This is a genomic window from Amorphoplanes friuliensis DSM 7358 (assembly GCF_000494755.1).
GTDB classification, from domain to species: Bacteria; Actinomycetota; Actinomycetes; order Mycobacteriales; family Micromonosporaceae; genus Actinoplanes; species Actinoplanes friuliensis.
Window position 1 is genome coordinate 1241860 of record NC_022657.1, and the last position, 17461, is coordinate 1259320.

The 17461-nt window shown below is 70.4% G+C and carries 16 protein-coding genes; 12 read left to right on the forward strand and 4 right to left on the reverse strand.

What is annotated here, in order from left to right:
- Window positions 1-146 precede the first annotated feature (146 nt).
- From AFR_RS05720 to AFR_RS05730, 3 genes are all read left to right on the forward strand, one after another.
- The gene (locus AFR_RS05720) at window positions 147-1061 is read left to right on the forward strand and encodes a hypothetical protein (protein ID WP_023358951.1); all 915 of its coding nucleotides are present in this window, start codon (window positions 147-149) and stop codon (window positions 1059-1061) included.
- A gap of 125 nt (window positions 1062-1186) precedes the next feature.
- Complete coding sequence (locus tag AFR_RS05725; protein WP_041840635.1) at window positions 1187-3703, forward strand: bifunctional FO biosynthesis protein CofGH; 2517 nt, start codon at window positions 1187-1189, stop codon at window positions 3701-3703.
- A 303-nt stretch (window positions 3704-4006) separates the two neighbouring features.
- Window positions 4007-4264: a WhiB family transcriptional regulator gene (locus AFR_RS05730; protein ID WP_023358953.1), complete on the forward strand. Its 258-nt coding sequence runs from the start codon at window positions 4007-4009 to the stop codon at window positions 4262-4264.
- Between the two features lie 32 nt (window positions 4265-4296).
- Here the strand turns inward: AFR_RS05730 and AFR_RS05735 are convergent, their stop codons facing one another.
- Window positions 4297-4761 carry a metallopeptidase family protein gene (locus AFR_RS05735; protein ID WP_052359331.1) on the reverse strand — a complete coding sequence of 155 codons (465 nt, stop codon included), beginning with the start codon at window positions 4759-4761 and terminating at the stop codon, window positions 4297-4299.
- A 239-nt stretch (window positions 4762-5000) separates the two neighbouring features.
- Between AFR_RS05735 and AFR_RS05740 the strand changes: the two genes are divergently transcribed.
- Window positions 5001-5366 carry a DUF3499 domain-containing protein gene (locus tag AFR_RS05740; RefSeq protein WP_023358955.1) on the forward strand — a complete coding sequence of 122 codons (366 nt, stop codon included), beginning with the start codon at window positions 5001-5003 and terminating at the stop codon, window positions 5364-5366.
- 884 nt (window positions 5367-6250) lie between these two features.
- Here the strand turns inward: AFR_RS05740 and AFR_RS47635 are convergent.
- The 3 genes from AFR_RS47635 to AFR_RS05755 form a co-directional block, all read right to left on the reverse strand.
- A complete protein-coding gene (locus AFR_RS47635) occupies window positions 6251-7189 on the reverse strand; it encodes a polysaccharide deacetylase family protein (protein ID WP_238547236.1) in 939 nt (312 codons plus the stop codon).
- Window positions 7190-7271: 82 nt separating this feature from the next.
- Window positions 7272-7829 carry a DUF3455 domain-containing protein gene (locus tag AFR_RS05750; protein ID WP_023358957.1) on the reverse strand — a complete coding sequence of 186 codons (558 nt, stop codon included), beginning with the start codon at window positions 7827-7829 and terminating at the stop codon, window positions 7272-7274.
- A 110-nt stretch (window positions 7830-7939) separates the two neighbouring features.
- Window positions 7940-9376: an aldehyde dehydrogenase family protein gene (locus tag AFR_RS05755; RefSeq protein WP_023358958.1), complete on the reverse strand. Its 1437-nt coding sequence runs from the start codon at window positions 9374-9376 to the stop codon at window positions 7940-7942.
- A 92-nt stretch (window positions 9377-9468) separates the two neighbouring features.
- Here AFR_RS05755 and AFR_RS05760 point away from each other — a divergent pair, with 92 nt between their 5' ends.
- The 8 genes from AFR_RS05760 (at window position 9469) to AFR_RS05795 (ending at window position 17448) form a co-directional block, all read left to right on the forward strand.
- A complete protein-coding gene (locus AFR_RS05760; protein ID WP_023358959.1) occupies window positions 9469-10773 on the forward strand; it encodes a GAF domain-containing protein in 1305 nt (434 codons plus the stop codon).
- A 142-nt stretch (window positions 10774-10915) separates the two neighbouring features.
- On the forward strand, window positions 10916-12439 hold the full coding sequence (gene adh, locus AFR_RS05765; protein WP_023358960.1) for an aldehyde dehydrogenase: 1524 nt from the start codon (window positions 10916-10918) through the stop codon (window positions 12437-12439).
- Between the two features lie 3 nt (window positions 12440-12442).
- Window positions 12443-12817, forward strand: a complete 375-nt coding sequence (locus tag AFR_RS05770; RefSeq protein WP_041840636.1) for a DUF779 domain-containing protein — start codon at window positions 12443-12445, stop codon at window positions 12815-12817.
- 61 nt (window positions 12818-12878) lie between these two features.
- Entirely contained in the window at window positions 12879-13562 is a 684-nt protein-coding gene (gene nfi, locus AFR_RS05775) for a deoxyribonuclease V (protein ID WP_041840637.1), read from the forward strand.
- A gap of 99 nt (window positions 13563-13661) precedes the next feature.
- Entirely contained in the window at window positions 13662-15041 is a 1380-nt protein-coding gene (locus tag AFR_RS05780; protein ID WP_023358963.1) for a phosphomannomutase/phosphoglucomutase, read from the forward strand.
- Between the two features lie 48 nt (window positions 15042-15089).
- Window positions 15090-15272, forward strand: coding sequence for a Trm112 family protein (locus tag AFR_RS05785; protein WP_023358964.1), 183 nt, complete (start codon window positions 15090-15092; stop codon window positions 15270-15272).
- Window positions 15272-16495: an SIS domain-containing protein gene (locus tag AFR_RS05790; protein WP_023358965.1), complete on the forward strand. Its 1224-nt coding sequence runs from the start codon at window positions 15272-15274 to the stop codon at window positions 16493-16495. Before AFR_RS05785 ends, AFR_RS05790 begins: the two co-directional genes overlap by 1 nt.
- The gene (locus AFR_RS05795) at window positions 16492-17448 is read left to right on the forward strand and encodes a cation diffusion facilitator family transporter (protein ID WP_023358966.1); all 957 of its coding nucleotides are present in this window, start codon (window positions 16492-16494) and stop codon (window positions 17446-17448) included. The genes AFR_RS05790 and AFR_RS05795 overlap by 4 nt, the downstream gene beginning before the upstream one ends.
- The last annotated feature ends 13 nt before the right edge of the window (window positions 17449-17461 follow it).

A 17461-nucleotide genomic window follows, 5' to 3' on the forward strand; every position in this document is an offset into this window, starting at 1 on the left:
CGCGGCCCGATTCGCGGCCTGCGGGTCCCCGGTGTGATGTGCGTATCCGGTCTAGAGTGAGCCGACTTGCCCCCACCTCCCCTGTCAGGAGTCCTGCCGTGACCAGCACACCGCCGCCGCAGCCAGCGGGGCGACCGGTTCTCCCAGTGATCCGGCCGCTGCGTGACCTTGCCGCTTACGCCCTCGTGGCGGCGCCTGCCGTCTGGCTCTTCGTGGCCGTGATCCGCCTGATCCCGTCCGGGGTCGGGCAGGACTTCCTCACGCGGGTGCAGAACAGCTTCTACAGCTTCGTCAACGTCGAGCTCGTCGCGCTGCCGATCGCCGCGGTGCTGCTGGCGACGCTGGTCCAGCCGGTGCACAAACACGCCAAGCTGATCACCGTCGCGGCACTGATCGAGTACGCCGTGGCCGGCTTCTTCGCCATCGTCTTCGGCTTCCTGATCGGCCTGATCAACATCGCCCGGTGGAGCGTCCGGGTGGCTTTCGAGGAGTTCCTCGTCCGTACGGCCTGGCTGGCGGTCTTTGCGGCTGCGGCGTACGCGGTGTTCCTGATCTGGCGCAACCTCTACTACACGCCCAAGCCGAAGGCCCCGCAGGGCATGTACGGCCAGCCGCAGCAGCAGTGGCAGCAGCAGCCGCCTCCGCAGTACGGCGGCCAGCCCGGATACCTGCAGCCCGGCCAGCCCGGTCAGCCCGGTCAGCCTGGTTTTGGCCAGCAGCCGCCGCCCGGTCAGTGGGGCCAGCCGCAGCAGCCCTACGCGCAGCCCGCCTGGGGAGAGCCCACGACGGTTCAGCCGCCGGTCGCCCCGCCGTCCTCGGCCCCGCCGGCGCAGCCCGTTTCGGCGCAGCCCGCTTCGGGTGGCGCTCCCGGCACTCCGCCAGGACCGTTCGCCCCGCAGCCGGGCCACCCGCAGGGCTACGGCGCACCTTCCTACCCGCCGCAGCCGCCTTACGGCCAGCCGCAGCCGGGGCCGGCCGACGCGACCCAGGCGATGCCGCCCCGCCCCGCCGACGAGGACCGCACCCAGATCGTCGGCGAGGAGCACCCGCCCCGCCAGTGACAACAGCCCCGGTGGCGTCCTGCCCGGACGCCACCGGCTGGAGTCCGGGCAGGACGTGTTCCAGACCACTGCACCGACCGGCAGCCCCGACAGCAGCTGACATCATTCCGGCCTAGGCTGCACAGGTGGCAGACGTGACTGAGGCCAGCATCCGACGCGCGCTCAAGCGTGCCTCCGACGGCAAGGCGGTCGATGCCGACGAGGCGACGGCCCTGCTGGCGGCCGAGGGGCCGCTCTTCGACGAACTCCTGGCGATTGCTGGCGGTGTCCGTGACGCGGGGCTCCGCGAGGCCGGGCGCCCGGGCGTGGTGACCTATTCGAAAAAGGTCTTCATCCCGCTGACGCGGCTGTGCCGCGACCGCTGTCATTACTGCACGTTCGCGACCGTCCCGCACCGGTTGCCGGCGGCCTTCCTCGAACGCGACGAGGTGCTCGCGATCGCCCGGGAGGGCGCCGCGCAGGGCTGCAAGGAGGCGCTGTTCACCCTCGGTGACCGCCCCGAGGAGCGCTGGCCGGCGGCCCGGCAGTGGCTGGACGAGCGCGGTTACGACTCGACGCTCGACTACGTCAGGGCGTGCGCGATCGCCGTGCTCGAGGAGACGGGCCTGCTGCCCCACCTCAACCCGGGCATCATGAGCTGGGCCGAGCTGCAGCGGCTCAAGCCGGTCGCGCCGAGCATGGGCATGATGCTGGAGACGACCGCGACCCGGCTCTGGTCGGAGCCGGGCGGCCCGCACTACGGCTCGCCCGACAAGGAGCCCGCGGTGCGGCTGCGGGTGCTCGACGACGCCGGCCGCGTCGGTGTGCCGTTCACCACCGGCATCCTGATCGGCATCGGCGAGACGCCGGCCGAGCGGGTGGACGCGCTCTTCGCGATGCGCCGCACGGCCCGCGAGTTCGGCCACATCCAGGAGCTCATCATCCAGAACTTCCGCGCCAAGCCGGACACGGCGATGCGCGGCATGCCCGACGCCGAGCTGCGGGAGCTCGCCGCCACGGTTGCGGTCGCCCGGGTCATCAACGGTCCGCGTGCCCGGATCCAGGCCCCGCCCAACCTCATCGCGGGAGAGTTCGCCCTGCTGCTGCGCGCGGGCATCGACGACTGGGGTGGCGTCTCCCCGGTGACGCCCGATCACGTCAACCCCGAGCGGCCCTGGCCGCAGATCGAGTCACTGCGGCAGCACTCCCGGGAAGCCGGCTTCGAGCTGCGGGAACGCCTCACGATCTACCCCGAGTACGTACGCCGGGGAGAGAACTGGCTCGACCCCCGCCTCGCCGCGCACGTGGCCGCACTCTCCGACCCGGAGACGGGCCTGGCGCGCGAGGACGCGATGCCCGTCGGGCTGCCGTGGCAGGAGCCCGACGACGCGTACGCCGCCGGTGGCCGGACCGACCTGTTCGCGTCCATCGACACCGACGGGCGCACCAGCGACCGCCGCGGTGACTTCGACAGTGTCTACGGCGACTGGGACGAGGTGGCGGCCCACATCTCCGCCGAGGCCGTCGCCGCCGGTGCCGGCAAGGTCGTCCCGCGCGTCGAGTCCGACGTGCTCGCCGGCCTGAAACTGGCGGCCGAGGACCCGGGCGCGCTGCTCGACCCGGCCAACGAGGTCAAGGCGATGGCGCTCTTCAACGCGGACGGGTCCGCACTGGACGAGCTGGCCCGCATCGCCGACGACCTGCGCCGCGAGGTCAACGGCGACGACGTCACCTACGTGGTCAACCGCAACATCAACTTCTCCAACGTCTGTTACGTGGGGTGCCGCTTCTGTGCGTTCGCGCAGCGGGAGAAGGACGCTGACGCGTACAGGCTCTCGGTCGAGCAGGTCGCCGACCGGGCCGAGGAGGCCTGGAAGGACGGCGCCACCGAGGTCTGCATGCAGGGCGGCATCGACCCCAAGATGCCGATCACCGCGTACGCCGACCTGGTCCGGGCCGTGAAGAGCCGCGTGCCGGGCATGCACGTGCACGCGTTCTCGCCGATGGAGATCGTCACGGGTGCCGCCAAGGCGGGTGTGTCGGTGCGCGACTGGCTCACTGAGCTGCACGAGGCCGGGCTCGACACGATCCCCGGCACGGCCGCCGAGATCCTCGACGACGACGTGCGCTGGGTGCTGACCAAGGGCAAGCTCCCCGCCTCGGCGTGGATCGACGTGGTGACCACGGCGCACCAGGTGGGCATCCGTTCCAGTTCGACGATGATGTACGGCCACGTCGACCACCCACGGCAGTGGCTCGGGCACTTCCGCGTGCTCGCCGGGATCCAGGACACCACGGGCGGCTTCACGGAATTTGTGGGATTGCCCTTCATTCACACGAATGCGCCGATCTATCTGGCCGGCATCGCTCGCCCCGGTCCCACCTGGCGGGAAAACCGCGTTGTCCACGCGATGGCCCGGATTCTGCTCCACGGCCGGATCGGCAACATCCAGTGTTCCTGGGTGAAGCTGGGCGACGAGGGCACCGTGGCCATGCTCAACGGCGGGTGCAACGACCTCGGCGGCACGCTCATGGAGGAGACGATCTCGCGAATGGCCGGGTCGGAGCACGGATCCGCGCGTACGGTCGCGCAATTGAAGGAATTGGCCGCTTCCGCAGGACGCCCCGCCGCCGAGCGCACCACCGTGTACGGACGTCGCTGATCTTCACCCCTAGTCAACAGGTCACAAAATGGGGTAATTTGGACTCGACGCGCCGACCTCGCGTTACCTTCCGGTGGCTCTGAGAGATAGGGCTGGAACGGGACCACGAGGCGGCGACAGAGCCTCGAGGAAACGGGCCTATTTATCAGGTTCGGCTTGACGACGCACGTCTTACACGCGTGTAATTTCGGTGGGGTTGTGGGAATGACGCGGCGCGAACCGCGAGATTCCCGCAAGAAACACGCCGCGTGCGTGGGGGGTCAGCGCAGGCATCGCTGCCGGCGCGGAAAAGGAGGCACGCCGATGGAAGCGCAGGTTGAAGGGGTGGACCTGCTCGGGGACGCGCCCGAGTGGCAGGAACGGGCACTGTGCTCGCAGACCGATCCAGAGGCATTCTTCCCGGAGAAGGGCGGTTCGACCCGCGAGGCGAAGCGCATCTGCGGCCGCTGCGACGTGAAGTCCGAATGCCTGGAATACGCGCTGGGCCACGACGAGCGTTTCGGAATCTGGGGCGGGCTCAGCGAGCGCGAACGCCGCAAGCTCAAGCGTCGGGTCGCCTGACGCACGAACTTCCCAGACGCCGGGGGGCCGTCTCAGGAAAGTTCGTCAGGATCCACGCCGAGCAGGTTGGCGACCTGCTCGATGATCACATCGTGTACGAGGTCGGCGAGGTCCTCACGGTCCATCGCCCGGAACTCCAGCGGCCGCCGGTACAGCACGATCCGCGGCGGCAACTCCTGGCGTCCGGGACGACCCGGCAACAGCCGGGCCAGGGGCACCTCGCCGTCCTCGAGCACATCGGAGTCGTAGACGTTCAGCTCCGGGGGCACGTCCTCCACGGCGAACTCGACACCCGCCAGCTCCTTGGCGTACCGCCGCTCGAGACTCTCGACCGTGTCCAGGACAAGGTCGTCGAAGATCTCCGCCTTGGTGCGGGCGAGCGGCACGGTCGCCGGCACCAGACGACCGCGAAGCCCGCGACCATGCCGGTCGCGGCGAGCGGGCCGCCCGGGCCCGCCGGCACGAGCGGACCGGCCGGGGTCCGCACCGGGACGCACGGGATCGGCGCCGGGACGGCCGGGATCCGCGCCGGAACGACGACGGTCGGGGCTGGTAGTCACGCCGGTCAGCCTAGCCCGCGCAGGCCGTCGTCCGTGGTCAGGCTGTGTCGGCCGCGTTTCGTCCCCGGGAATTCGTCCCATTGGGACGGCGTGTCGGTGCGCCATGTCAAAATCGTGATGCATCGTGGGTCGGCGTGTCGCCGCTGCGCGCCGCCGCGGAGAGATAACGTGCCGCCGTGAGGTCACCACGGCGTTGCTCCCGGAACGGCTGTCCCCGACAGGCGGTCGCCACGCTGACCTACGTCTACAGCGACTCGACCGCGGTGGTCGGCCCGCTGGCGGCCTTCGCCGAACCCCACACGTACGACCTGTGCGAACCCCACGCCCGCAGCCTCACCGCACCCCGCGGCTGGGAACTGGTCCGCCACGACGGTGACTTCGCCCCACCCCCGCCGACCACGGACGACCTCGTCGCCCTGGCCGACGCGGTGCGGGAGGCGGCCCGTCCGGCGCCACCGCCCCGCCCGGAGGAGCACGACAACCTCCCAGGCCACCAGACCGGCCGCCGCGGCCACCTCCGCGTCATCCCGCCTTCTCACTGAGCCCTGGTACGCCTGGCCGCCGCATGCCTGACCGTCAGGTACGCCTGCCGCTGCGTGCCTGACTCAAGTACGCCTGGCGGCCGCGTGCTTGACGCCGCGTCTCCAGCCGACGACGTCCTGCGCGCCCGTGTGAAGCCAGCCGCGCTGCGCGGACGTCCGGGGCGGGCGATGTCCGACTTTTCCGGCGTTGGCAGTCTTCGAACCGGCCGGCAGCGTGCGCGCCAGCCAGTTGCGCGGCTCAGGCCCAACATCAAGGAAGTTGGGCTGCACCGGCCGAGCTGAGCGCGGGCGGTGCAGAGGCCGACATCAGGAAAGCTGGGTTTTCACCGGTCTGGCTGTGTCGGCGGGGACTGCGCAGTGTGGGCCCGACATCGCGGAGGTTGGGCTTTCACCGGTCTGGCTGTGAGTCGGCGAGGGCTGCGACGCAGGCCCAACATCAAGGAAGTTGCGGGGTCTGCTGTCCGAGCTGTGTGTCAGCGAGGGTTGGGGGCGGTGCAGGGGCCGACATCGGGGAAGTTGAGCTTTTGCCGGCCAGCTGATGTGGGCGGTGGCTGCGCGCTGTGCCCGACATCAAGGAGTTGGGCTTGCGCCGGCCTAGCTTTGCGGCAGCGGCGTGCTGCAGGGCCCGACATCAAGGAAGTTGGGCTTGCGCTGGCCTAGCTTTGCGGCAGCGGCGCGGTGCAGGGCCCGACATCAAGGAAGTTGGGCTAGCGCCGTCCGGCTGTGTGCCGGTGGACGCGCGGTGAGGGCCCGACATCAGGGAAGTTGGGGCTGCACCGGCCGAGCTGTCTGTCAGCAGCGGCAGTTGCGGGTTGCAGGGGCCAACATCAAGGAAGTTGGGCCTGCACCGGTCCAGCCCTGCGTCGACGAGAGCTGCGCGCAGGTCACCGAGGCAAGGCGACGAGCTTGTAGCGGCCCTTCAACCACGGCAGGAGCTCTTCGTACGCCTCGATCGTGTCCGGCTGCGCATAGTCATGGCTGAGCACGATCGCCCCCTTGCCAACGTGCTTTTTGACCGAGTGGATGATCTTGGCTTTGTGGGCGCCGTCCGTTTCGGTGGCTGGGTGCTCCCAGTCGCGGGGGTCGACCTGCCAGTAGATCGATTTCATGCCGAGTTCGGACGCGACCGTGACGAAGCGGTCGGTGAAGTTGCCGCCGGGCGCCCGCATGTATTTGATCGGGGCGTCGGGGACGGCCGCGTGGATGGCGTCGTTGGTGCGCTGCAGGTCCGCCTTGATCGTGGCCGGCTTCTTCTTGCCGAGTGTCAGGCTGTGCCGCCACGTGTGGTTGCAGAGGGTGTGCCCCTCGTCGACGATTCGCTTGATCAGGTCGGGGAACGCCTGCGCGTTCTCGCCCACCACGCAGAACGTCGCCTTGACGTGGTTCTTCTTGAGCAGGTCGAGCATCCGCGGGGTCTGGGCGGGGTCGGGGCCGTCGTCGAAGGTCAGCGCGACACCGGTGTCACCGGTTTTCATCAGGCTTTCGGACGGCCCGGTGTGCGCCTTGTGCTTCACCTTGGTGGGGGTGGTGGTGGCGGTCGGCTTTGCGCGTACCGGAGTGGTCTTGAGAGGAACGCCCACCGGGGTGCGCTTGGGTTTCGCAGAGGGAGAGGAAACGGAGGGCGCGGGTTCGCTCGGCGGCGCGGCACCGATCCACACAGGGCCGTTCTCGTCGGCAACGGCCGTGCCGCAGCCGGCCAGGACGGCCAGGGCAAATCCGAGGAACAGAACCTTGGGGGTACGCATCACAGACAACTCCGTCCGGTGACCACAAACGGGGACGGGAGAAATATGGTCCCGCGTCCGCCCGGAAACCTCGATCACCCGGAGGCGTGGCACTGATGGGGGAGAACAGAAGACGGCGGTTACCCGAAAGGGCAACCGCCGTCCTGTGACGAGGGTGGGACTACGCCCAGAAGACGTAGACAGCGCCGTAGCGGACGGCTTTGGTGGCGCCGTCGGTGCAGGCGCCGGCCGGTGCTAGGCCGCCGGTGGTGGAGAGGCGCTGGATGTAGGTTGCCTTGGCGAGCAGGCCGTCGGCGGGTCCGCTGTGGCTGGTGACCTCGAGCAGCAGCTCCGGGATCGCGCCGGTGCGCGGCAGCTCGTCCTTCTTCTTGGCGGTGACCAGCGAACCGTCGCGGGTGGACTGCCAGCTCGGTCCCTTGAAGTGGTGGATGCGGCCGCCGGGGCCTGCGAGCTGGGCCTCGGGCACCGAGGAGCCGGTGAAGACGCCGCCGGTGCAGGTGTAGGTCTGGGTACCGGTGGTGACGCGGAAGGAGCCGATGCGCTTGGCGCCGGCCGGCGGGTCGATGGGCGACGGCGACGCGCTCGGGTGCGGTCGCGGGCCCGGTCCACCGGCGAGTTCGGCGGCGGAGGCCTGGTAGGTGACGGCGCCGACACCGGCGACGACGGTCGCTGCGGCAGCCAGGGTCAGTGCCCGGAGGCGTGTACGCGTACGGGGCATGGCGGTACTCCTCAGTTAGGTCTGCCCACCGGTACGCAGCGCACGACGGCACGGATGACCGTTTGCCCGCAAAGACACCCGTCACTGCCCGGATGGGCGACCCCGCACGGTCAGAGATCGACTCCGGTCAGCACCATGACGCGCGGCTCGGTGTAGTCGTCCATCGCGCTCGCCACGCCCTCACGGCCGACCCCACTGCCTTTCACACCGCCGTACGGCATCTGGTCGGCGCGGTAGGACGGGACGTCGCCCACGATCACGCCGCCGACCTTGAGTTCGCGGTGGGCGGTGAACGCCGTCTGGATGCTGTGAGTGAAAACGCCCGCCTGGAGCCCGTACGCGGAGTTGTTGATCGCTGCGAAGCCGGCGGTGTCGTCGGTGACCTCGGAGACCACCAGCACCGGCCCGAAGACTTCCTCGGCGACCACCTTGGCCCCCGCCGGCACGCCGGTCAGGACCGTCGGCGGGTAGGTCGCGCCGTCGCGCTTGCCGCCGGCCACCACGGTGGCTCCGGCGGCGACGGCCTCGTCGACCCACTGCTCGACCCGCTTCGCGGCGTCTTCGCTGATCATCGGGCCGACCTCGACCTCCGGGTCGTTCGGGTCACCGGTACGCAACGCGGCGACCGCCTCGGTCAGGCGCGGCAGAAAGCCGGTGTGCGCGGCGTGCACGTAGACCCGCTGGACCGCGATGCAGCTCTGTCCGGCCTGGTACGTGCCGAACGTCGCCACCCGCTGAGCTGCCCAGTCGAGGTCGGCGTCGCTGCCGTAGTCGGCGCAGAGCAGCACGGCCGCGTTGCCGCCGAGTTCGAGCGTCACGTGTTTTTCCGGTGCCGCGCGGCGGATCTGCGCGCCGACCGGGCCCGACCCGGTGAACGACACGATCGGGAGCCGGGGGTCCGCGACCAGCGCCGGCGCCCGGTCGTTCGGGACCGGCAGCACCGAGAACATCCCGGCGGGCAGGTCGGTCTCGGCCAGGATCTCGCCGAGCAGCAGCGCGGTCAGCGGGGTTGCCGGCGCGGGCTTGAGCACGATCGGCGCGCCGACGGCGATGGCCGGGGCAACCTTGTGCGCGACCAGGTTCAGCGGAAAGTTGAACGGCGAGATCCCCAGCACCGGTCCCCGCGGCACCCGCCTGACCACGGCGATCCGGCCGGTGCCGCCCGGGTCGGTGTCGAGCCGCTGCAGGTCACCGGCGAAGCGGCGCGCCTCCTCGGCGGCCCAGCGGAACACCGAGACGGCCCGGTCGGCCTCGATCCGCGCCCACTTCAGCGGCTTGCCGTTCTCGGCGGTGATCAGTGCGGCGATTTCCTCGCGGCGTTCGCCGATGCGGCGCGACACGTGGTCCAGCGCCGCCGCACGGACGTGGGCGGGCAGTGCCGCGGCCCGATCGGCCACTGCGGCCGCTGCCGCGACAGCGGCCTCGACCTGCTCATCCCTGGCCCAGGTGGTACGCCCGACCACCCGTCCGTCGTACGGGTGGGTCACCGCCACTTCCTCGTCGCCGTGCACTGCCTCGCCGGCGACGTAGAACGCTGTCGTGTCCACGCCCGCAGCCTATGCCGGGATGGTCTTTTCCCTGAACAGATGGTTGTCGTTGGACGTGATGCGGGTCACGATGGTGGGGACTGGAGGTGCGCATGTCCAATCCGTGGCTCGCCCTCACCCTCGGCGCCGACCCCACCGAACGCATCAGCCAGGTGGGCCGCGCGCACGAGCGCTTCGTGACCGGCGAGCAGGCGGTGACGCAGGTGCGGTCCGTGGTGGCCGATTCCTGGCGCCGGTCCGCGGGAGCACTGGTCAATCCGGACAGCACCGCGCCGATCGAGCTGAGCGACGGGGACCTGGAGGCGTACCGCGCGGCGCACCCCCTGGCCCGGGTGCTGCCGATCTTCCGGGATCTGCTCGGCGGGCTGGCCGACGACGGCGACCACATGATGGCGGTCTGCGACGCGCACGGCCGCCTGCTCTGGGTCGAGGGCACCGCCTCCGTGCTGCGCGGCGCCGAGTCGATGAACTTCGTGCCCGGCGCCCGCTGGGACGAGGCGCACGCCGGCACCAACGCCCCCGGTACGGCCCTGGCCGTCGACCACCCGCTGCAGATCTTCGCCACCGAGCACTTCAGCCGGGGTGTGCAGCGCTGGACGTGCGCGGCCGCGCCGATCCACGACCCGGCGACCGGGCGGCTGCTCGGCGCCATCGACGTCACCGGTGGCGACCACCTCGCCAACCCGCACAGCCTCGCGCTGGTCCGGGCGACCGCACTCGCGGCCGAGGCCTATCTCAGCGCTCACCAGCCCGCGCCCGAGAAGCACGCCGCCACCGTCTCGGTGTCGGGTCGTGAGGACGCCGTGCTGTCGGTCGGCGGGCGGCGCCTCCGTCTCGGGCGGCGGCATTCGGAGCTCCTCGTCCTGCTCCTGGTGCACCCGGAAGGGCGTACCGGGGATCAGCTCGCCTTTGATCTGTATGCCGACGACCTGAACCCGGTGACCGTGCGCGCCGAGCTCTCGCGCCTGCGGCGGATCCTCGGGCCGGAGCTGCTGGACTCGCGGCCCTACCGGCTGCGCGCCGAGCTCGGCGCCGACTTCCTCACCGTGACCCGCCTGCTCGAGTGCGGGCTGGTCGCGGAGGCGCTCGCCGCCTACGACGGGCCGCTGCTGCCGTCCTCGGACGCGCCGGGCATCGTCCGCCTGCGCCGGCTGATCGACTCGCGGCTGCGCGCGGCCGTCCTCACCGGCGGCGACCCCCGGCTGATCCAGACCTGGGTCGGCGCACCCTGGGGCGCCGACGACCTCGAGATGTGGGAGGCCTACGCAACAGCCCTCCCACCAGGCTCCCCAGCCCGCCCCCACGCCCTGAACCGTGTCGTCGAGCTGGCCGGGGAGTACGGATTGCGCCCGTCGGTGTCGGGGACGCCGAAAATGACCAGGCGTCTTTTGCCGTAGTCATTTTCGGTGGCCCCGACACCGACCTCCCGGGGCGCAATCCCGCGGAGCCGGAGGCGAGGCCATCAACTCTGCAACGTCTGTGCAACGTCCTCGTAACTAACGTCGCCCGTACCCGAACCCAGGTACGGAGGACACCAGCATGGCCATCTACTCTCCGCCCGGAACTGACGGCGCGGTCGTCAACTACGAGTCCCGGTACGACCACTGGATCGGTGGCGAGTACGTACCGCCTGCCAAGGGTCAGTATTTCGAGAACCCCTCGCCGGTGAACGGCCAGAACTTCTGTGAGATCGCCCGCGGCACCGCGGACGACGTCGAGCGGGCGCTGGACGCCGCGCACGGCGCCGCCGACGCCTGGGGGCGTACCTCGGTGGCCGAGCGGGCCAACATCCTCAACCGGATCGCCGACCGGATGGAGCAGAACCTCGAGAAGCTCGCCGTCGCCGAGACCTGGGAGAACGGCAAGCCCGTCCGCGAGACGATGGCCGCCGACATCCCGCTGGCGATCGACCACTTCCGGTACTTCGCCGGTGCGCTGCGGGCCCAGGAGGGCACCCTCGGCGAGATCGACGACGACACCGTGGCGTACCACTTCCACGAGCCGCTCGGCGTCGTCGCTCAGATCATCCCGTGGAACTTCCCGATCCTGATGGCGGTCTGGAAGCTCGCCCCCGCGCTGGCCGCCGGCAACGCCGTGGTGCTCAAGCCCGCCGAGCAGACCCCCGCCTCGATCCACTACTGGATGTCGCTGATCGCGGACCTGCTGCCGCCGGGTGTCGTCAACATCGTGAACGGCTTCGGCGTCGAGGCCGGCAAGCCGCTGGCCAGCTCGAACCGCGTCGCCAAGGTCGCCTTCACCGGTGAGACCACCACCGGCCGCCTGATCATGCAGTACGCGTCCGAGAACATCATCCCGGTGACGCTGGAGCTCGGCGGCAAGAGCCCGAACATCTTCTTCGACGACGTCAGCGCGGCCGACGACGACTTCCTGGACAAGGCGCTCGAGGGTTTCTCGATGTTCGCCCTGAACCAGGGTGAGGTCTGCACCTGCCCGTCGCGGGCGCTGATCCAGCAGGGCCACTACTCGGACTTCCTGGCCGCGGGCGTCAAGCGCGTGGAGAACATGAAGCAGGGCAACCCGCTGGACACCGACACCCAGGTCGGCGCGCAGGCGTCGAACGACCAGCTCGAGAAGATCCTGTCGTACTTCGACATCGGCCGGCAGGAGGGCGCCAAGGTCCTCATCGGTGGTGCCCGCGCCGACCTCGGCGGCGACCTCGCCGGCGGCTACTACGTGCAGCCGACCGTCTTCGAGGGCTCCAACTCGATGCGGATCTTCCAGGAGGAGATCTTCGGCCCGGTCGTCTCGGTGACGTCGTTCTCCGACTACGCCGACGCGATCAAGACCGCCAACGACACCCTGTACGGCCTCGGCGCCGGCCTCTGGACCCGCGACTCGAACACGGCGTACCGGGCGGGCCGGGCGATCAAGGCCGGTCGCGTCTGGACGAACTGCTACCACCTGTACCCGGCGCACGCCGCGTTCGGCGGTTACAAGCAGTCCGGCATCGGCCGCGAGAACCACAAGATGATGCTCGACCACTACCAGCAGACGAAGAACCTGCTGGTCAGCTACTCGCCCAAGGCCATGGGATTCTTCTAGGCCATGGGAGCCCGAGTAGACGTGACCCCTGCGGCGGCCGACCTGATGCGGTCGCTGCGGGGGCAGCACGGCCCGTTGATGTTCCACCAGTCCGGCGGCTGCTGTGACGGCAGCGCCCCGATGTGTTACCTGGAGGGTGAGTTCCGCACCGGCGCGAGTGACGTGCTCCTCGAGGAGCTCCACATCGACGGCGTGGACGAGCCCATCTCCTTCTGGATGAGCACGTCGCAGTACCAGGCCTGGAAACACACCCACATCACCGTGGACGTGGTCCCGGGCCGGGGCAGCGGTTTCAGCCTGGAGGCGCCCGAGGGGGTGCGCTTCCTGATCCGCAGCCGCGTGCTCACGCCCGAAGAGGTGGCGGCCCTCCCGTCGTGAGCCGGGGCCGGTCGCGGGGCAGAAACTCCCCGCGACCGGCCTGCCGCTAGCGTCTGCGTCCGTGACCGGCTTACCGCTTACGGGCTTTCCGCGTACGGAAGAAGAAGCGCTGGCGGTGCAGGACGCCCTGCGCCCACGGGTGATCGGCGGCCCCGGGCCGGCCGATCCGACGACCGTCGCCGGCCTCGACGTGGCCTACCACGAGGACGGCGACCGCCTCGCCGCCGCGATCGTCGTGCTCGACACACGCACGCACGAGGTCCGCGACACGGCGGTGGTCCAGGGCAAACCGTCGTTCCCCTACATTCCGGGCCTGTTCGCCTTCCGCGAGATCCCGGCGCTGCTCGAGGCACTGGAAAAACTCACGGTCCGCCCCGACGTCCTGATCTGCGACGGCCACGGCCTGGCCCACCCCCGCCGCTTCGGACTCGCGTGCCACCTCGGCGTCCTGACCGGCCTCCCGTCGTTCGGCGTCGGCAAGACCCCACTGATCGGCACCTGGACCCCACCGGCCGACCGGCGCGGCGCCCGATCCGACCTCGTCGATGCCGGCGAAGTGGTCGGCGCGGTCCTGCGGACCCGGCAGGCAGTCAAGCCCGTCTTCGTCTCGGTCGGTCACCGCATGGACCTCGACACCGCGTGCGCCCTGACCCTGACCCTGACCCCCCGCTTCCGCCTCCCGGAAACAACCCGCGCCGCCGACCGCGCCTGCCGCGACGCCCTGATCAGCACCCCCAGGACGTAACCGTCCCGAGACGGTGACGCCGCGCCATTGGGACCTTTCGGTTACCGGTGCTCCGTTACTCTCGGCTGGTCCTGTTTGTGGTCTGCCGAGGAGCCAGCGTTGACTGATCTGTCCCAGCTCGTCAAGGCGTACGACGTCCGTGGCGTCGTTCCCGACCAGCTCAACGAGACGGTGGCCCGCGCGCTGGGCACGGCCTTCGTGGAGATGCTCCGGGAGTCCGGCGACGCAGCGGAACGGATCGTGATCGCTCACGACATGCGCGAGACCGGGCCAGGCCTGGCCGCGGCGTTCGCTGCAGGCGCCAACTCCGCCGGCGCGACGGTCGTGCACACCGGCCTCGGCTCGACCGATCAGCTCTACTACGCCTCGGGTGTGCTCGGCCTGCCCGGTGCTATGTTCACCGCCAGTCACAATCCCGCGCAGTACAACGGCATCAAGCTGTGCCGCGCGGGCGCCCGTCCGGTCGGTCAGGACAGTGGCCTGGTCGTCATGCGCCGGTACGCCGAGGGCCTGCTCGATGATCTTGCCGCGGTGGGTGAGGTGCCGCCGGCGATCGAGCACGTCAACCTGCTCGCCGATTACGCCCGGCACCTGCGCTCGCTGGTCGACCTCTCCGGCATCCGCCCGCTCAAGATCGTCGTCGACGCCGGCAACGGCATGGGCGGCTACACCGTTCCGGCCGTGCTCGGTGACCAGGAGCTGGAGGCGCTCCCGCTGGAGATCGTGCCGCTCTACTTCGAGCTCGACGGCTCGTTCCCCAACCACGAGGCCAACCCGCTGGACCCGGCCAACCTCGTCGACCTGCAGGCGGCCGTCCGCGAGCACGGCGCCGACCTGGGTCTCGCCTTCGACGGCGACGCCGACCGCTGCTTCGTCGTCGACGAGAACGGCGACCCGGTGTCCCCGTCGGCGATCACCGCGCTGGTGGCCAAGCGTGAGCTGGCGAAGTTCCCCGGCAGCACGGTCATCTACAACCTGATCACCTCCCACGCGGTGCCGGAGATCATCGAGGAGAACGGCGGCCTGCCCGTCCGCAGCCGGGTCGGCCACTCCTTCATCAAGGCCGAGATGGCCCGGACGAACGCCGTCTTCGGTGGCGAGCACTCCGCGCACTACTACTTCCGCGACTTCTGGTTCGCCGACACCGGCATGCTGGCCGCACTGCACGTGCTGGCGGCGCTCGGCGGGCAGGACCAGCCGCTGTCGCTCTTCGCGGCCGAGTTCGAGCGTTACTCCGCCTCGGGTGAGATCAACAGCACGGTCGCCGACGCGGCGGCCAAGGTCGCCGAGGTCCGGGCCGCCTATTCCGGCGCCACGTTCGACGAGCTGGACGGCATGACCGTGCAGCTCGCCGACGGCGCCTGGTTCAACCTGCGGGCCTCGAACACCGAGCCGCTGCTGCGACTCAACGTCGAGGCGGCCAAGCCGGACCGGATGGCGGCCCTCCGCGACGAAGTGCTTGCCATCGTTCGCGGTTAGGATCACCTGGTTCCGCTTATCGCTTGCGCACGCTTAAGGAGCCGTTCGGTGGCCCTCGACCCGCAGTTGCTGGAGATTCTGGCCTGCCCGGACACACACCACGCGCCGCTCGATTACGACGCGGGCGCGCAGACACTGACGTGCACGGAGTGTGGTCGCGTCTTCGAGGTGCGTGACGACATCCCGGTGCTGCTGCTGGACGAAGCGACCACGCCCGGAAAGGCTTCTTGATGGCGGGCCCGATCGAGGGAGCGGCCGGCCTCACCGGCCGCCGGGTGGCGGACGAGTCGCTGCTCGAGGACGAGAAGACGATGCTCGAGAACGACCCGGGCGGCATGCTGCGCGCCACGGCGTCGGCCGGTGCGCAGGTTCGGGAGTCGGCGGCGCTCGCCGCCGAGGCCAACCTGACCGTCCTGGCCGACGAGGGCCGCCCGCGTGCGGTTGTGGTCGCCGGCATCGGTACGGCCGGTCTGACCGGCAGCATCCTGGCCACGGTCGCGGGTCCGCGCTGCCCGGTTCCCGTCATCGGGCACCGCAGCGCCGGTGTTCCCGGCTGGGTCGGTGCCGCCGACGTGGTCATCGCCGTGTCCGCCAGTGGTCGCAGCCCCGAGGCGCTGGCCGCCGCGGACGCCGCTGCCCGGCGTGGCGCGCGGCTCGTGGCGATCGGCAACCCCGATTCTGAGCTGCAGGCCATGGCCGAGCGGGCCCGGGCGCCGTTCATCCCGGTGCCGCGCCGCGCGCCCGCCCGGGCCAGCCTGTGGGGCCTGGCCGTGCCGGTCCTGCTGGCCGCTCGCAGCCTGGGCCTGGTCAAGGTCAACGAGGCCGACCTGGCCGAGACCGCGGCCCGCCTCGACGCCGACGCCGAGCGGTGCCGGGCCAATGCCGAGTCCTTCACCAATCCGGCGAAGTCCCTGGCCCTGGGCCTGGCCGGCTCGATCCCGATCGTCTGGGGCTCGTCCCCGCTGGCCACGGTCGCCGCCCGCCGTTTCGCGGACACCCTGGCCGCGAATGCCCGCTATCCCGTCATGGCGGGTGCGCTGGGTGAGGCCGGCCGTGGTCGTGTCGGTCTGCTCGACGGTCCGTTCGGTGGCCTGGCCGAGTCGTCGCGGGACATCTTCGCCGACCCGGACGAGGAGGAAGAGGCCAACACCCGCCTGCGGCTGGTCGTCTTCCGCGACGGTGGCCTCAACCCCGAGGACGAGGCCGACGAGCCCGTCGCCGTCGAGGAGCGCCGCGCGGACGCCGTGCAGACCCTGGCCGAGCGCCGCGGTGTGCGCTGTGACGTGGTCACCGCCGAGGGCGGCTCCGCCCTGGAACGCCTCGCGTCGCTGGTGGCGGTCCCCGACTTCGCGTCGATCTACCTGGCGCTGGCGCACGGCCTCGACCCCATGGCCGTACCCGCGATCAACGAGATGAAGGAACTGAGCAACCCGATGCCGGAAGGACTTCAGTGAGCGCCGGCGGTGGCACCAGGGCGATCATCGCGGCCCTGGCCGCCAACCTCGGCATCGCGGCCACCAAGCTGCTCGCCTGGCTGCTCACCGGCTCGTCGTCGATGCTCGCCGAGGGCATCCACTCGATCGCCGACTCCGGCAACCAGGCCCTGCTCCTGCTCGGCGGCAAACGCGCCACCCGCAAAGCCACCCCCGAACACCCTTTCGGGTACGGGCGTGAGCGCTACATCTACGCGTTCATCGTGTCGATCGTGTTGTTCAGCCTGGGTGGGCTCTTCGCGCTCTACGAGGGCTACCACAAGGTGCAGCACCGTGAGGGCATCGAGTCCTGGCAGTGGGTCCCGGTGACGGTGCTGGTCATCGCCATCGGCCTGGAGAGCTTCTCGTTCCGGACCGCGATCAAGGAGTCGAACCACACCCGCGGCAAGACCACGTGGGTCAACTTCGTCCGCCGCGCCAAGGCTCCCGAGCTGCCGGTCGTGCTGCTCGAGGACGCCGGTGCGCTCGTCGGTCTGGTGCTCGCCTTCTTCGGCGTCGTGCTGACCCTGATCACCGGCAACGGTGTCTGGGACGGCATCGGCACCCTCGCCATCGGTGTGCTGCTCGTGGTCATCGCGATCATCCTGGCGATCGAGACGAAGAGCCTGCTGCTGGGCGAGGGCGCCAACCCCGAGGACGTCACGAAGATCGAGCAGGCCATCGTCGCCGGACCCGGCGTCGAGCGCATCATCCACATGAAAACCCTGCACCTGGGCCCCGAGGAGCTCCTGGTCGCGGCCAAGATCGCCGTGCCGGCGACCGAGAGTGCGGCGGAGGTGGCCCGGCACATCAACGAGACCGAGGCCCGCATCCGCGAGGCACTGCCGATCGCCCGGGTCATCTACCTCGAGCCGGACATCTACAGCCCGCAGGCGCCCAAGCCCGCGGCCTCGGAAGCTCCCGCAACCGCGTAAAGAAACGAGGGCG

Excerpts from the sequence above, each read along its gene's own strand:
- adh (WP_023358960.1), top strand. The coding sequence starts at position 10,916 with ATGGCCATCTACTCTCCGCCCGGAACTGACGGCGCGGTCGTCAACTAC.
- AFR_RS05790 (WP_023358965.1), top strand. The coding sequence starts at position 15,272 with ATGGCGGGCCCGATCGAGGGAGCGGCCGGCCTCACCGGCCGCCGGGTG.
- AFR_RS05760 (WP_023358959.1), top strand. The coding sequence starts at position 9,469 with ATGTCCAATCCGTGGCTCGCCCTCACCCTCGGCGCCGACCCCACCGAA.
- AFR_RS05730 (WP_023358953.1), top strand. The coding sequence starts at position 4,007 with ATGGAAGCGCAGGTTGAAGGGGTGGACCTGCTCGGGGACGCGCCCGAG.
- AFR_RS05770 (WP_041840636.1), top strand. The coding sequence starts at position 12,443 with ATGGGAGCCCGAGTAGACGTGACCCCTGCGGCGGCCGACCTGATGCGG.
- AFR_RS05750 (WP_023358957.1), bottom strand. The coding sequence starts at position 7,829 with ATGCCCCGTACGCGTACACGCCTCCGGGCACTGACCCTGGCTGCCGCA.